This is a genomic window from Tsukamurella hominis, from assembly GCF_965137015.1.
Taxonomy (GTDB): domain Bacteria; phylum Actinomycetota; class Actinomycetes; order Mycobacteriales; family Mycobacteriaceae; genus Tsukamurella; species Tsukamurella hominis.
This window is the reverse complement of record NZ_CBCRZG010000029.1, coordinates 1-12,793: the sequence shown is the minus strand read 5'-3', so window position 1 is coordinate 12,793 and position 12,793 is coordinate 1. Positions and strand designations below refer to the sequence as shown.

The 12,793-nt window shown below is 68.9% G+C and carries 27 protein-coding genes; 6 read left to right on the top strand and 21 right to left on the bottom strand.

All coding sequences use genetic code 11. The features are described from left to right. Nucleotides 1-11 precede the first annotated feature (11 nt). The 20 genes from ACM9LD_RS22965 to ACM9LD_RS22870 form a co-directional block, all read right to left on the bottom strand. Complete coding sequence (locus tag ACM9LD_RS22965) at nucleotides 12-368, bottom strand: hypothetical protein (RefSeq protein WP_415678834.1); 357 nt, start codon at nucleotides 366-368, stop codon at nucleotides 12-14. After that, a complete protein-coding gene (locus ACM9LD_RS22960) occupies nucleotides 365-601 on the bottom strand; it encodes a hypothetical protein (protein WP_415678833.1) in 237 nt (78 codons plus the stop codon). The genes ACM9LD_RS22965 and ACM9LD_RS22960 overlap by 4 nt, the downstream gene beginning before the upstream one ends. Next, on the bottom strand, nucleotides 598-1,011 hold the full coding sequence (locus ACM9LD_RS22955) for a hypothetical protein (RefSeq protein WP_415678832.1): 414 nt from the start codon (nucleotides 1,009-1,011) through the stop codon (nucleotides 598-600). The genes ACM9LD_RS22960 and ACM9LD_RS22955 overlap by 4 nt, the downstream gene beginning before the upstream one ends. Then, complete coding sequence (locus ACM9LD_RS22950) at nucleotides 1,008-1,766, bottom strand: hypothetical protein (RefSeq protein WP_415678831.1); 759 nt, start codon at nucleotides 1,764-1,766, stop codon at nucleotides 1,008-1,010. Before ACM9LD_RS22950 ends, ACM9LD_RS22955 begins: the two co-directional genes overlap by 4 nt. After that, entirely contained in the window at nucleotides 1,763-2,320 is a 558-nt protein-coding gene (locus ACM9LD_RS22945) for a hypothetical protein (protein ID WP_415678830.1), read from the bottom strand. The genes ACM9LD_RS22950 and ACM9LD_RS22945 overlap by 4 nt, the downstream gene beginning before the upstream one ends. Then, nucleotides 2,317-2,445 carry a hypothetical protein gene (locus ACM9LD_RS22940; RefSeq protein WP_415678829.1) on the bottom strand — a complete coding sequence of 43 codons (129 nt, stop codon included), beginning with the start codon at nucleotides 2,443-2,445 and terminating at the stop codon, nucleotides 2,317-2,319. The genes ACM9LD_RS22945 and ACM9LD_RS22940 overlap by 4 nt, the downstream gene beginning before the upstream one ends. Before the next feature lie 9 nt (nucleotides 2,446-2,454). Beyond that, nucleotides 2,455-2,844, bottom strand: a complete 390-nt coding sequence (locus ACM9LD_RS22935; protein ID WP_415678828.1) for a hypothetical protein — start codon at nucleotides 2,842-2,844, stop codon at nucleotides 2,455-2,457. Further along, nucleotides 2,841-3,128, bottom strand: a complete 288-nt coding sequence (locus tag ACM9LD_RS22930) for a hypothetical protein (RefSeq protein WP_415678827.1) — start codon at nucleotides 3,126-3,128, stop codon at nucleotides 2,841-2,843. The genes ACM9LD_RS22935 and ACM9LD_RS22930 overlap by 4 nt, the downstream gene beginning before the upstream one ends. Then, entirely contained in the window at nucleotides 3,125-3,583 is a 459-nt protein-coding gene (locus ACM9LD_RS22925; RefSeq protein ID WP_415678826.1) for a hypothetical protein, read from the bottom strand. The genes ACM9LD_RS22930 and ACM9LD_RS22925 overlap by 4 nt, the downstream gene beginning before the upstream one ends. Further along, the gene (locus ACM9LD_RS22920; RefSeq protein ID WP_415678825.1) at nucleotides 3,577-4,014 is read right to left on the bottom strand and encodes a hypothetical protein; all 438 of its coding nucleotides are present in this window, start codon (nucleotides 4,012-4,014) and stop codon (nucleotides 3,577-3,579) included. The genes ACM9LD_RS22925 and ACM9LD_RS22920 overlap by 7 nt, the downstream gene beginning before the upstream one ends. Further along, a complete protein-coding gene (locus ACM9LD_RS22915; RefSeq protein ID WP_415678824.1) occupies nucleotides 4,011-4,418 on the bottom strand; it encodes a hypothetical protein in 408 nt (135 codons plus the stop codon). The genes ACM9LD_RS22920 and ACM9LD_RS22915 overlap by 4 nt, the downstream gene beginning before the upstream one ends. Continuing rightward, nucleotides 4,418-4,603 carry a hypothetical protein gene (locus ACM9LD_RS22910; RefSeq protein ID WP_415678823.1) on the bottom strand — a complete coding sequence of 62 codons (186 nt, stop codon included), beginning with the start codon at nucleotides 4,601-4,603 and terminating at the stop codon, nucleotides 4,418-4,420. Before ACM9LD_RS22910 ends, ACM9LD_RS22915 begins: the two co-directional genes overlap by 1 nt. Continuing rightward, nucleotides 4,600-4,788, bottom strand: a complete 189-nt coding sequence (locus ACM9LD_RS22905) for a hypothetical protein (RefSeq protein WP_415678822.1) — start codon at nucleotides 4,786-4,788, stop codon at nucleotides 4,600-4,602. Before ACM9LD_RS22905 ends, ACM9LD_RS22910 begins: the two co-directional genes overlap by 4 nt. Further along, the gene (locus ACM9LD_RS22900) at nucleotides 4,785-5,135 is read right to left on the bottom strand and encodes a hypothetical protein (protein WP_415678821.1); all 351 of its coding nucleotides are present in this window, start codon (nucleotides 5,133-5,135) and stop codon (nucleotides 4,785-4,787) included. The genes ACM9LD_RS22905 and ACM9LD_RS22900 overlap by 4 nt, the downstream gene beginning before the upstream one ends. Before the next feature lie 94 nt (nucleotides 5,136-5,229). Continuing rightward, a complete protein-coding gene (locus tag ACM9LD_RS22895; protein ID WP_415678820.1) occupies nucleotides 5,230-5,400 on the bottom strand; it encodes a hypothetical protein in 171 nt (56 codons plus the stop codon). Continuing rightward, complete coding sequence (locus ACM9LD_RS22890; RefSeq protein ID WP_114515563.1) at nucleotides 5,397-5,603, bottom strand: hypothetical protein; 207 nt, start codon at nucleotides 5,601-5,603, stop codon at nucleotides 5,397-5,399. The genes ACM9LD_RS22895 and ACM9LD_RS22890 overlap by 4 nt, the downstream gene beginning before the upstream one ends. Beyond that, entirely contained in the window at nucleotides 5,600-5,899 is a 300-nt protein-coding gene (locus ACM9LD_RS22885) for a hypothetical protein (protein ID WP_415678819.1), read from the bottom strand. The genes ACM9LD_RS22890 and ACM9LD_RS22885 overlap by 4 nt, the downstream gene beginning before the upstream one ends. Continuing rightward, a complete protein-coding gene (locus ACM9LD_RS22880; protein ID WP_415678818.1) occupies nucleotides 5,896-6,216 on the bottom strand; it encodes a hypothetical protein in 321 nt (106 codons plus the stop codon). Before ACM9LD_RS22880 ends, ACM9LD_RS22885 begins: the two co-directional genes overlap by 4 nt. Then, the gene (locus tag ACM9LD_RS22875; RefSeq protein ID WP_415678817.1) at nucleotides 6,213-7,088 is read right to left on the bottom strand and encodes a BRO family protein; all 876 of its coding nucleotides are present in this window, start codon (nucleotides 7,086-7,088) and stop codon (nucleotides 6,213-6,215) included. Before ACM9LD_RS22875 ends, ACM9LD_RS22880 begins: the two co-directional genes overlap by 4 nt. A 64-nt stretch (nucleotides 7,089-7,152) precedes the next feature. Then, nucleotides 7,153-7,389: a helix-turn-helix domain-containing protein gene (locus ACM9LD_RS22870; protein ID WP_367582193.1), complete on the bottom strand. Its 237-nt coding sequence runs from the start codon at nucleotides 7,387-7,389 to the stop codon at nucleotides 7,153-7,155. Nucleotides 7,390-7,631: 242 nt separating this feature from the next. Here ACM9LD_RS22870 and ACM9LD_RS22865 point away from each other — a divergent pair, with 242 nt between their 5' ends. Genes ACM9LD_RS22865 through ACM9LD_RS22840 form a run of 6 tightly spaced genes read left to right on the top strand, consistent with a single transcriptional unit; the run spans nucleotide 7,632 to nucleotide 11,279 of the window. Next, nucleotides 7,632-8,711 carry a hypothetical protein gene (locus ACM9LD_RS22865; RefSeq protein ID WP_415678816.1) on the top strand — a complete coding sequence of 360 codons (1,080 nt, stop codon included), beginning with the start codon at nucleotides 7,632-7,634 and terminating at the stop codon, nucleotides 8,709-8,711. After that, complete coding sequence (locus tag ACM9LD_RS22860; protein ID WP_415678815.1) at nucleotides 8,712-9,284, top strand: DUF6932 family protein; 573 nt, start codon at nucleotides 8,712-8,714, stop codon at nucleotides 9,282-9,284. It begins immediately after the preceding gene. Further along, nucleotides 9,275-10,192: a hypothetical protein gene (locus ACM9LD_RS22855; protein ID WP_415678814.1), complete on the top strand. Its 918-nt coding sequence runs from the start codon at nucleotides 9,275-9,277 to the stop codon at nucleotides 10,190-10,192. The genes ACM9LD_RS22860 and ACM9LD_RS22855 overlap by 10 nt, the downstream gene beginning before the upstream one ends. A 60-nt stretch (nucleotides 10,193-10,252) precedes the next feature. Further along, nucleotides 10,253-10,690 carry an ImmA/IrrE family metallo-endopeptidase gene (locus ACM9LD_RS22850; protein WP_415678813.1) on the top strand — a complete coding sequence of 146 codons (438 nt, stop codon included), beginning with the start codon at nucleotides 10,253-10,255 and terminating at the stop codon, nucleotides 10,688-10,690. Beyond that, nucleotides 10,681-11,064 (top strand): hypothetical protein, encoded by a 384-nt coding sequence (locus ACM9LD_RS22845; RefSeq protein WP_415678812.1) that lies wholly within the window; start codon nucleotides 10,681-10,683, stop codon nucleotides 11,062-11,064. The genes ACM9LD_RS22850 and ACM9LD_RS22845 overlap by 10 nt, the downstream gene beginning before the upstream one ends. Then, nucleotides 11,061-11,279: a DUF3263 domain-containing protein gene (locus tag ACM9LD_RS22840; protein WP_415678811.1), complete on the top strand. Its 219-nt coding sequence runs from the start codon at nucleotides 11,061-11,063 to the stop codon at nucleotides 11,277-11,279. Before ACM9LD_RS22845 ends, ACM9LD_RS22840 begins: the two co-directional genes overlap by 4 nt. Here ACM9LD_RS22840 and ACM9LD_RS22835 read toward each other — a convergent pair. After that, nucleotides 11,242-12,648, bottom strand: a complete 1,407-nt coding sequence (locus ACM9LD_RS22835) for a recombinase family protein (RefSeq protein WP_462933957.1) — start codon at nucleotides 12,646-12,648, stop codon at nucleotides 11,242-11,244. The genes ACM9LD_RS22840 and ACM9LD_RS22835 overlap by 38 nt on opposite strands. Between the last annotated feature and the right edge of the window lie 145 nt (nucleotides 12,649-12,793).

Here is a 12,793-nt window from a genome sequence, read left to right as displayed (position 1 = left end):
AAGTCAGGTGGTCAGGGCTGGACGCCCAAGGTCTTCAGTTCCGAGCGGAGGTTCACGCCGTGCGTGCGGCCCACGTCGATCCGCGCGTACAGCGCCTTCGACTCGCGGATCAGGCCGCGGACGACGGCCTCCTTCACCGCGACGGCGGCGCGCAGCTCCGCGGTCTGCGTGACCGCGATCGCCTTCCGCGCATCCACGGAGCCCTCGGCGCCGAGGAAGGCGCGCGCGTCGGCGAGCTTCAGCTCCTCCGTCATCCGCGCGAGGTCCACGTCCTCGTTGTTCAGGGCCGACGTCAGGCGGTCGAGCTCGCGGGCCAGGGCCAGCAGGTGCATCGACACCTCGTTCGCGGTCAGCTGCGGCGCGGTCACGACTCGACCCCGTGCGCTACACGGGCCAGCCACAGCCACGTCTCCCGCTGCTCCGCCGGCACGTCCTCCCACGGCGGCGCGTCGACGGTGAGGTCCGTCGCCGGGGTGCCGTCGAGGACCAGCTCGCACGCCTGCTGCAGCCGCTTAGCCGCCGCGAGCACCACCCGGTTCGGGGGCATCGCGTCGTCGCGCTGCATCCGGCCGTGCGCCAGGAGATCCTGCGGGGCCGTCACGCGTACTCCTCGAGTTCCGCTTCCCAGGCGTCCGGGTCCTCGGACTCCACCGGGTACGTGCCGTCGTCGTACGGCACCTCGGTCCGATCGAGGACCTTCTTCATCAACGCGTCGGCCGCGAACTCCTGCTTCAGCTCACGCAAGACGCGCTCGGCCTGATCCTGCGCTGCCGCGATCTCGTCGAGCGCCTCCACGATCCGCAGCAGCCCCTTCCGGCGCGCCTCGGTCAGCAGCGCGCCGCCTGAAGCGCCGGCACTGCCCCACACCTCGAGCACCAGTCCCGACTCGGAGACATCAGCGTGCTCTCCCGCGTGCCCGTCCGGGCGGTTGCAGACCGTGGACAGCCCGCGCGTGGCCGGGCACTTGTTGTTCCGGGTGACCGCGACCTCGGTGTAGTCGCCGGGCTTCACGACGGCACCTCGGTTCCGCCGAGCTCGCCCTGCACCGCGGCCTTCGCCTCATCCGGCGTCGGCTCCGCGAACCCACCGTCCTGCACACGCTTCGCCAACGCGTCGAACACCTTCGGATCCGTGCACACGTTCAGCGCGACACCACCGTTCGGACCCGACGGGGTGATCGCCCAGTCGATGACCGTCTGCGGTGCTACGCCCGCGGTGCGGCACGCCGCGGCGAGCCGGTCCTTCGCCATCTGCAGCGGATCCGGCGGCGCGGACTGCGGCGCCGGGTCGTCGTGCTGGTTCCGCTGCTCCTCAGCGCCGTGCAGGTCCTCCTTCGACCACAGATCCAGCGCGCACCCGAACCGCATCGCCGCGTTCCGCAGCGCGTCGCCGATCGCCTCCTTCACCGCGTTCCCGCCGGACTTTCCCTGCGCGTCCCCGTAACCCGGTCTGGTCACGCCGAGCACCGTCAACCGGATCCACAGGCCGCCGTTGCGGTCGAGGATCGGGGCGCCGAACTGGTCGACCGCCTGGTGCTCCCACGTCCACTCCGGGTCGACCTCGAGGAGCCGCTGCGTGAGCGCGGCGTGGCCGACGTAGTCCAGGTGCACCGCGGGCAGCCCGTGCCAGCCGTTGCACACGTCGCACCGGCCCTTCGGCGCATCCTTCGATCTCGGCTTCGGGAGCACACCGATCTGCTCCGCGGGGAACGGCTCTCGCAGCTTCGCGAACCCCTCGGCCCGCGGGTCCGTCTTCGTCGCGGTCATGCGGCACCGCCCAGCTCGGGCATCGCGTCGCCCTGCAGCAGCGCGCGGGCCCGGTCCGTCGCCGCGGCCTCCAACCGCACCTGCAGCACCGGCGCCTTCTGCGACCGCTCCACACCCGGCACCACCGCGGACTCGCTCGCGGCCGCCGCGGCCAGGACCTTCGACTCGAACGCCGCCGCCACCGCCGGCACCTGTTCCACGTACTCCGCGGCGAGGCCCTCGTCGAACTCGGCGAGCACCGCCGCCACGTCCTCCCACGACACGCCCGGGCGGGGCCGCCAGCCCATCACCACCTCCGATGGGTGGGCCTCGATGACGTGCGCCAGGAACTGCGCCCGGTCCGTCACGGTCGCCTGCCAGGACGGGTCGGTCAGGGTGACCGCGCCCAGCTTCACGCCGTCGTGGCGCGCCGCGCGCCGGTCCCCCGGCTGCAGACTGGCCGCCGCGAGCGCGCGGGTCGCGTCGACCTCGCCCTTCACGACCTTCGCCACCGCCGACTGCATCGCCAGCCGCCCGTACACGTCGAGCGTCTCGACCTCGTTGGTATCGCTCATCTCTCGTCCTCCTCGTTGTTCTTGGGCGGCAGCACGTCCAGCCCCGTCTTCGTCGGCCCCGTCGACTCCCCGGTCGCCAGCCAGCCCAGGACCAGCGCGAACAGGACCCATCCGGCGAACAGCAAAGCTCCCCATCACGACGCCTTCCTCCGCAGTTCCCGCAGGTGCCACTTCATCTGGCCGTCGGTGATCCCCAGCTCCCGCTTCAACCGGGTCAGCGCGCCGTCGGGGAGCCGGGTCGCCGGCCACCCGTGCTCGGAGAGACGGGCCGCGATACGCGCGCGGGTCCTCGCGTTCCCGTCCGACAAGGTCCCGCCCTTCGGCAGCGGCTCCGACCACTCCGGGCGGTAGCCGACCATCCGCCGCAGCGACGCGACCTGCTTGTCCGTGAGCGGAGCGGCCCCGCGACGACGCCGGTCGTAGCAAGTGCCGCACCGGCCGCCGCCGCCGTTCGGCCGGGACTTCCCGCAGTCGAGGCACTCGATGAGCCGCCGGTAGTCCTTCTTCGCCGTGGCCGCGGTCATCGCCGCCCCACCATCACGTCGAGCGGCGTCGGCGCGAGCCGGCCCCGCAGCGCGGCGAGGTCCTCACCGAGACCGCACACGTCCTCGGCGGGCTCCGGATCCCCATCGCACCGGCAGCGCGGCGGCGACACCGTCTCCCCCGTCGCGACGAACCGCTCGAACCGCTCCGCCGTGTTGATCACCGCACCCGGACCGGGATGCCCGCGACCCTCGAGCGCGTGGTCACCCGCCCAGTCGCACGCCACCTCAAGGGCGGCGAGGCGGATCTCCTGCTCCGGGGTCATGATGCGGCCCGCAATCGGCTGATCGCGGCTTTTGCCTGCCACAAGGTGCACCCGGCGGCGTCTGCGACGGCCGCCAGAGTTCCCCGCGGAAGCCTCTCGTTGAAGTCGACGCGGTGGGCGGTCAGCCACTCCATCGCGCGCACCTCGTGGTCCGCGGCCCCCGCGCATGGGCCGGGACCGCGCCGGACCCTCACGCCCTCGGCGCGGCGGATCGCCAGTAGGTTCCTGCGGAATCTGTCGCGGTCGATCTGCAGGTCACGGCAGCACGATTCGGTGACGCCATACGGTAGCGGCTGCAGCGGGTCGACATCCTCGGCGGCGAACCAGCCGCGGATTCGCTGCCGGAGCTCGACCGACGGCCTGTGCGGCTCGCGTCGATGCGGGACGTCGCGGTCACGCGAAGGCGTGTAGTCGACGATGGCGCGGTAACGCCGGACTTCAGCTTCGGTCAGCAAGGCGCCACCTCCTCGAAGGTGCGCAGGCGGTGCAGATGCGCGGCCGGCACCCGGTGAACCCCACCCGCGGAACGAACCTCGGTCAGCCCGTCCGGGCCCGGCGCCACCGTGACGGTGACGTGCTCCTGGCCCGGCACCCACGCCATCAGCTCCCCGACCTCGATGGTGTGCCACGCCGCAGCGCAGTACGCCTCCCGCAGCACCACGATCGGCACCGGAACGACGAGGTCGAGGACACCGAGGATCGGGCCCAGGTCGAGCGCGACCGCCACGTGCGCGGCGTCCGATCCGACGTCCACGCCAGCCGGGTCGTCCGCCTCGAACACGAACGTCGCGGCGTCAGCGGGCAGCCGACGGCCCTCCGCGTCATCGAACAGCTCGGCGTCCGGCAACGCCCACGTGGACTCGTGCGGACGCAGCGGCGCGGTCATCGCGCAGCCTTCGCCACGGTCACGGTCGGGCACCACGTGGGCCGGTACTTGCCGGTCCACTCGCACGGGTCCACCGCCGGATCGTCCTTCCCGGGGCGCACGGTCGTCGGCGGTGCCGCGGTCTCCGTCTTCGTCACGGTTGCGGCGGGCTTCTCGGCCGCGGTCTCCGTCGGCTCCTCCGTCGGCTCCGGCGTCGGCTCCGGCGTCGGCTCCGGCGTCTCCGTCGGCGTCTCCGTGCTCGTCGGATCGACAGTCTCGGTGCCCGTCGGGTCCGTCGTCGGGTCCGCGGTCTCCACCACCGACACCGACTCCGACGGGTCCGCCCACGCCGGCGACGAGCACGCGCCCGCCACCACCACCGCGGCCACCACCAGCCACACCCGGTTCATCGTCTTCTTGCTCATCACAGCTCCTCGTTCGTGTTGCGCCCCTCGGCGCTGACAATCAGGTCTTCCCGCGCCAGCACGGCGCGGCCGTCGAACATCCGCACTGACCACAGCCGGTGCCGCCCCGTCGACATGGGGCCCTTCATCACGTGGCCGAACCGGCCGTTCACGCGCACCAGCTCGTGCGCCCGGAACCCGGTCATCTCGGGTGCGTCTCCTCCGCGAGCTCCGCCATGTCCCGGCCGAACCGCGCCTCGACCGCCGCGTCCGCCTCGGCCTCCGCCCGGTTCACCCGCCGCTGCAACACCGCCATCGCCGCCGACAGCACCGCCGCCACGACCAGACCCGCGGCGAGCACGCACAGCGCCAGCTGCGCCTCCGCGCTCACCGGACGCCCGCCTTCAACGCCTCGACCTGCTTCTGCAGCAGCTCGATCACCGTCTCCACCTGCTCCGCCAGCCCGAAGTCCGACAGGTCGTCCGCGGTCCACTGCGTCAGGAACTTCTCGAGGTCGTCGGCCAAGTTGTGCACCCGGCCCGCGACGCGGAGACGCTCCGCGCGCTCGTCGAGCAGCTCCTGCGCCAGCGCGGTCGCCGCGCCCGCGTTCAGCTCGCTCCGCGACCACGGGCCGCCAAGCGGTCCGGGCACCGACTCCATCCGGGATCTCGCGGAATCCACGAGGTCCTGCGCCGTCAGCGCGCGGACTTTGGCCTGCGCCGCCACGACACGATCCATCTGCTGATCCGCCGGCGTCATCGCCCCGCCTCCCGCTCGAACAGGTCATGAACGACCAGCGGCAACGCGGCCAGCAACGCCACTCCGAGGAAGATCACGCGACCCTCCTCACCCTGGGCACCGACGCACGGTTAAACACCGCGGTCAGCCGGTCCTTCTGTGCCTGAGACAGCGGCGGCGCATCGTCCGCGAGTCGTTGCGCCGCTGCGCGGATCACCTCGGCCTGCGCGACGGCGCGCGCCAGGCGGCGTTCCTCCGTGGTCACGCGATCACCTCGATCCGGTCCGCCGGCAACGCGAGCGTGTACGGCTCCGCGAAGTCCTTGTGGTTCAGCACGACCGCACCCATCAGCGCGCCGTCCGCGCCGACGAACCAGTGCGCCAGGTCGACCACATTCATCGGCAGATCGAGCTGGTCGTCCGGGCCGCCGTCCTCCCGAGGGAGCGCGCGGACCAGCGCCGCGGTCACCGCGCACCACCCTGCGCGGTGCGCGCCCCGGCCATCGCCGCGTCGAACAGCGCCTCCTGCAGCCACGACGACATGTCCTCCCACGCCGGCATCACCGTGTGCGGGATCGAGTCCGACATGAACTTCGCGCGGCGCGGGTCACGGAACTGGGTGGCGACCGCATCACGGACCGCGGTCTCGAACTCGTTGATCCACGTGATCGCCGTGTTGACCTCGGGAGGCTCGAAGTCGGTGCTGTGAGCCAAGACGTGCCTGGCGTGCTCGTACTCCTCGAACGACGGGATCGTGGTGGTCATGCGGCACGCTCCTCGGTGTTGTCGGGCCAGACGATGCGATTCGACCGCTCCACATGCGCCGTAGCGCCGCAGCTGATCAGCAGGTCAGCGCGCTTCTTCGCGGTCGACCGGGACATGTAGGTCTTGTTCGTGACGGGCCACACGAAGTCGGAGGTGCCGAGCATCTCGACGTAGCGGCCCTCGGGACGCCAGCCGGGCGGGGCCCAGCCCTCGCGCGGGATCAGGGTGTCGCCGGTCGGATCCGACGGGTCCACCTCGAGGGAGCCCTCCGGGTACGCGGTGACGACGACGCGGTACAGGTAGTCGGGGTTGCTCATCCGGCCACGTCCTGCGGTGCGAGGGTGCCGAACTGCTCGACGTGCGCGGTGATCCACTTCCACGCGAGGTCCTGCCCCTTCGGGTGCAGGTACGTGGTCGCGGTAGCGTGACCGTCGACGGTGGTGTCCTTCTTCGTCCACGCCCACCCGGAGGTCACGGCGTGCGCCGTGGCGTGGTTGCGGTCCGACCGCTCGCCGGCGACCAACATGCCCTTGCGGCGGAGCATCTCGTACACGTGCTCATGGAGGATGCGGATACCGCGGAGCACTCCCCACTGCTGGACCTCGCGGGCGAACGCCTGCCGGTGGATCGTGCCGTTCGAGCCGGAGTGCGCCTCCGCCTTCGCGACTAGCGGTGCGTCTCGCTCGATGCGGAGTTCGAGGACGTTGTTCCGGGACTCCGCGATCTCGGCGCGGTGACGCTCGGCCTTCAGGTCCGTAGCGAGCCGAATGATCGTGTCCGGATTGAGGAGGACCTCCTCCACCTTCTCCGGAGTGAGGTACCCACCGTGATCGCGGACCGCAGGCCACACCTCGTGGGTGAGGAACCGGCGGAACTTCCGGGCCTCCGGCTTCCGCGAGTCGAGCACGAGGTCCGTCGCGCCATCCTCCGAGATGAGAGTGATCGTGTGGACGCGGGCGTCGAACTGCGCCCAGAAGGTGTCGGTTGAACCGACACCTTCTGACCTGCGCAGGCGCAGGACGTCGCTCGGATCGAGGCGCGCAACGGCGTCACGCGAATTCTCGATCTCGAGGACCATGCAGATGTCGTTGGCCACCGCCCAGCGCTTCTCGGTGATGTCGACAGTGCGGATCACCCGCGTGCCGTATTGGAACAGGGATGCCACCCCGTTGGTATTCTGGTTCTGCACTGAGACTCCAATCTCTCGTTGTGCTTGATGGGCCTTCACCTGTTCGCGCAGGTGGGGGCCTTTTCTATGCCGCGTCGTCGTCGGGGACGACGTCGAACAAGTCCGTGAAGCAGTCGCTGCCAAACGCCTCGACACACCCGGCGATGAACTTCGGGCCCGGTGCCGCCTTCCCCGTCAGAACTCGCGAGACGGTCCCCGGGTCGACGCGGATCTTCTCGGCGAACTCGCGGTCGAGCGAGGTCTGAGTGAGGCGTCGAATCTTGGCGAGGCCGACCGGGTTGATCCGCAGTGTGGCCAACACGCTCCCCTCCTAATTTCTCCCCGCTGACCTGCTGTCTTGCGGGAACACCTAGGACTGTACGCATTCCTAGGCCTTCTCGCAATCTATCGAGATCACAGTTTGGTAACGGCGACTTGCGCAAGCGTCATTCGCTCTGGACCTGCTGAAATACCACCGTGTAGTTCGCTCACCTCACCCCTTGCGCACACGCAACACCTGATCGGGTGCCGAATTGGGCAGCGTCTGTGCAATACGCTTTGGAGGTGACCGAGAGCTTCTGGACGTACCTCATGCGGATAACCGACAACGCATCGGGCGTGTCCATCTCGCGAGCAGCCGAAGTTGACGCTGGGAACGTCTCTCGCTGGAAGACGGGACGGTCGAACCCGAGCGCCGAGTCGGTAGTGAAGATCGCGCGAACCTGGGGTCGCTCCCCTGTCGAGGCGCTTGTCGCCTCTGGCCATCTGCGTCAAGACGAGGTAGATGGCGTCGTTGAACTGGGCCTAGACGTGTCAGCCCTGTCCGACGACGACCTCATCGCAGAAGTCCTGCGACGGATGAAGGGAGCTACCGATGCCGACCAACCAGACCGATCCGATCCGCCGACCTCGACCGAGGACGCCGAGGACGAGGCGCGTGAAGACCAGAAGACCCGCGATTCCCTTGGGATCTTCGACGCACCGAAGCCCCTGTTCGACCCCCACCCATTCGAAGAAGTTCCGCTTGACCCGGTATCTCGTATCGGACTGAACAACACCGCGCTCACCGCGGTGAACTTCGCCACGATGGTGCAATGGAAGGCCCACGAGACGCTCACAGAGTGGTACGCCGACCGCGAAAAGACGCTCGCAATGCCGCTCGAGGCGCCGGCGCGGGAAGTTCACGCGACCCTCGCCGCCGGGCTGCTCGACATGCTGAAGGGCGCAGCGGACATGGTCGCCCAGTACAGGTACTTGCCCGACGTGCGCACTCAAGTGGACGGCGCGATCAGCGCGAGCGACTACTGGATGGGTGAGCTTAAGGAGATGGTCGACCAAGCGACGTCAACAGTGGTGCGCCGCCAGCAGGTTGAGGACCTTGCGCCCTCCGAGGGCAAGCCTCATGACCTGCGAGGCACCCAGGATCCGTTCGACGACCCCAACCCCGAAGGTGCCGAGTGGCCCGACGGAACAGTGGTGACCGACGAGGAGAAGTCCGGGTACCTGCAGTGGCTCGCAGCTCGGCAGCCCGCGGACTTCGAGCCGTACCGGGCTGGGGAGCGCAACGACTACGACCTCGCTGCGAGGGAGAACGACGAGCGCAAGGGCTCGGACGACGCCGGCCTTGACGAGGGCGAGGAGTAGATGATCCCACCCCTCGGCCCCGATGGACACCTTCCACTCGGCCGGTACCCCTGCTCCCTTGACGAGCTCGAGAGCGAATTCGTCAGCGCCCCGCGGTACACATCCAGCGTGCGACGACGTGTTGTGTTCGATGGACTGCTGAAGTACCTCGACGCCTGGGAACGAGCGACCGAGCGATTCGGCACCGACATCCTGACGGCCTTCTGGGTCGGCGGGAGCTTCGCATCGGCCGAACTCGATCCGGAGGACATCGACATCTCCCCCCTGATCGACGGTGCGGAGCTGAGAAGGATCGATGGGAAGCCTGGGACCAAGCGGGTCAAGGAGCTGATCGGCAAGCGAGCGAAGGTACGTGACGACTACCACGTCGAGCCGTTCAGCGTAGTGCGACACCCATTCACTACCGTTAAAGCCCGCGCGCTGACGGTGGACGAGCATACTTACGTCGAGTCGCGCGGGATCTTCGACGACTTCTGGCAGCGCTGTCGCTCGACGGGAGCCGCGAAAGGCCCCATGCTGGAAGTAGACGCCGTACCGCGGCGCGGATACTTGGAGGTGGACCCGTGGCAGTAGCCAGGCGAAGCCTGCGAGAGCGATTCCCGCAGCTGGAAGGCACCCGCGACCCAGAGTGGCTCAGCGAGCCAGACGAAGCAGCCGACAACCTGCTTGAGGTCGCGCGCAGGTCGCTAGTCGATGCAATGCGAGAGCAGACCATGGACTTCTCGATGCCACTGCACATCGATTTCCGACTGATCGGCCCATCTACGGACGGCGGGGGCCTTCCAGCTTCGGCCGGCTCGCTCCTGCCCGCATTTCAAGAAGAGCTATCTGCGGCCCTCCCCGGCCCGGGGTCGGTCGACTTCGTCATCGCAGACGTCTCGGAAGGGAGCGCGATCGTGCATTTCCGACCCGTGTTACCCAGCCCCGACGACCGCTCAAACGAGATCTCGGTGCCGGACTCAACCGAGTGTGAGCAGGCAATACTCAAGGTGATCGAACTGCATAGCTGGCTCGAGACGCAAGAGCCGAGCCCGCGGTTCGCCCGCGAGCGCAAGGGGCTGTTGGACAAGCTGGAGCGGGTCACGAAGGATCTTCGCGATAACAACCTAGACCTCGAGATCACCGCTAACGGCCACGATGGCCGGCGCCACAGGTCGACGTTGACGCGCGGGAAGGGCTTAGCCTGGGCGCGCCAGGTATTCGATGCGATCGGCGAGAGCGAGACGAAGCCCGGCAAGGTCAAGGGGCTCGTGGTCGCGGTGGATGCGGACGCGAACGAGATCGTCGTCCGAGGCGGCCCGAAGGGCGGACGAGTCACAATCACGGACGTCCCTCACTCGTCACTGACCAACCACGACATCCAGGTGGATCAGGACGTTATCGTCATCGTCTCCGTGGTCACCTCGAAAGACTCCGTAGGACGCTCAACCTCGAAGGCGCGAAGATTCGTCTCGATCGAGCACACCCTCACGTCGGAATAACAACAGTGTAGTTCCTGGTCAGAGCGATTTTTGTCAGTGGGGTCCGGTACAAAATCGGGCATGACGACGACCGAGCCAACGCCCACGTGGCACCCTTGGCGCACGCTACGAGAAGAGTTCCCTGACGTCAGCCTCGAGTGGACCAAGCTCCCCGGAGGTATCGGTGGGTTCACCGACGGTGACACCATCTGGCTCGACCCCCGCCTGAACCAGGTCGGGCGCCGATGCACCCTCACTCACGAGATGTGGCACCTGCGCCGCCGGATCCTGCCAGCCGATCCGGTCGAGGAGCGGATTTGCGATGAGCTCGCGGCCCGGCAGCTGATCCCCCTGCCGCGGCTGATCGACGGGTTCCGTTGGACCCGGTGCGCCGACACTCTCACCAAGCATCTGTGGGTCGACGCGCGGACGCTGCGAGTGCGCCTCAACGCGCTCGACCCCATCGAGGTCGCCGAACTTGAGTACGAGACGAATGGAGCGTGGTGGCAGTGGCAGTGATCGGTCGCAACAGGGACTTCGGGGATCCTCCCCCGCCACCCCGTCCTGAGTGGGCACGGCCGGCGCAGGACCTCACCGCGAACGGTGCACCCGACGGCCCCAACCGCTGGCCGGACGGCGCGATCGTCTTCAGCGACACCTGGCAGCAGTGGTGGACGTGGCAGTCCGCCGGCGCCTCCACCGAGGGCTGGGAAGAGTTCCGAGAGGCTGAGCCGGTGGTCCTCCCGGTCACCGCCTGCAGGAGCTACCGGCGCAAGGGACTGGATCCCCGCGGACTCGACGACGGCGACGAAGGCGGAGCCGGCACCAGCGACCACCTTCCGTGGCCGCTCGGCGACGAGCCCGACCCCGACGGCCCGGAGTTCGGCGCATGACCGAGCTCACCGACCGCGAGCGCGCCATCCTCGACTTCGAAGCTGCGTGGTGGCAGCAGCGCGGCGCGAAGGAGGACGCCATCCGCGCCCAGTTCGACGTCTCGCCGGTCCGGTACACGCAGCTGCTGAACCAGCTGCTCGACCGACCTGAGGCGCTCGCCTACTCCCCCACCGTCGTCAACCGCCTACGGCGCATTCGTCGACGTTCCACCTGATCACCACCGACTCTGGGCGGAACGTCCGCACCCCCCGCCCCACCCCGAGGATCTGCACGCGCATCAGCTCCCCGATCAGCCCCCTCCGGACAGAGGTCGACAAGGCGAACCACGCCGCGCCCACGTCGTCCGCGGTCACCAGCTGCGCGACCGTCGAGTGGGCGATCGCCGCCGACGCGCGGACCTCCAACGCATCAAGCCGGGTCTTGATCCGGTCGCTGGCCGCCCGGAACTGCTGCCTGGTCATCGCACCGTCGGCGTAGTCCTCGGCGACGTCCTGCAGGCGGCGCCGCAACGTGTCGGCCTCCGCCGCATCGTCAGCGGTGTCGATCTCCGGGGCGAACACCTCCACCGCGTCGTCCCGCGACAGGCGGGCCACCACCACCTGCTGCACGTAGTCCTCGATCGGCTCAGCCATCCGCTGCAGGTGCGCGTGGTCGCGGCACCGGTACATGCGGTACTCCCTTCGGGCGCCGCCGGTGTGCACCGTCGCACCGCAGTGGCAGACGGCGACACCCGTCAGGAGTGCCACCGCGTTCTTCGGCGCCCTACGCCGTGTCGGATCGGTGAACAGCCGCAACGCCGCCCTGTACGTCTCCTCCGGGACGATCGGCTCCCAGTTCCCGCGGCCCACGATGTACGGCTCCGGGTTAACGCGGAACAGCCCCGCCTCCCCCGACGGACGGTGTCGCCGCAGCCCAGCGTTCGCCGGATTCATCAGCATGTCCCGCACACTGTTCCGGTCCCACACGTTGTTCTGACCCGTGCGATGCCCGGCCTCATTGAGGGTCCGCGCGATCACCGTCTGCGACTCGCCAGCCAGGAGCGCGGCATACGCGTCGCGGATCGCTGCGGCCTCCTCCGGGCGATGCTCGACACCGCCCTTCTCGAACCCGAACCGCCGCTTCCCCGTCAACGGTCGCCCCTGTTCCGCAGCCTGCCTCGCCGCGGCACGCTGACGCGCGCTCTTGCGCTCCACCTCGCCCTGCGCCACAGAGCCGAGGATCCGGGCGACAAGCCGCCCACCGTCAGTGGAAGTGTCGACACCGTCAAGCGCAGTCACGACATGCACACCGGACGGAGCGCAGGTTTCGAGGACCCGCTCGAGCTCGGCGATCTGCCGCAGCAGACGATCCATGTGGCGGGCCACAATCACGTCGAAGGTGCCGGTCGGGACGTCGGCGAGCATCTGCTCGAAGGCGGGCCGCGGGGTGCGCGTGCTGGCGGAGACGTCGTTGTCGACGTAGGTTTGCACAATCGTCCAGCCCCGTTGCTGCGCGAATGCTTCGATCGCTTCACGCTGGCGGTCTACGCCGAGTTCGTCGAGCATCCGGTCGGACGATTGGCGGAGGTACATCGCTACACGCACATCCGCCATATTAGTTGCCTGGCTAATCGCAGGCAGCGGTCCGCGCCGCGCGCCGTGATCTTCCCGCCCCGCAGGTAGAGCTCCAGCGGACGAAGAGCCTTGGCCGAGAGCCGGAACCGGCGGCGCAACACGACGCCCGGGACCT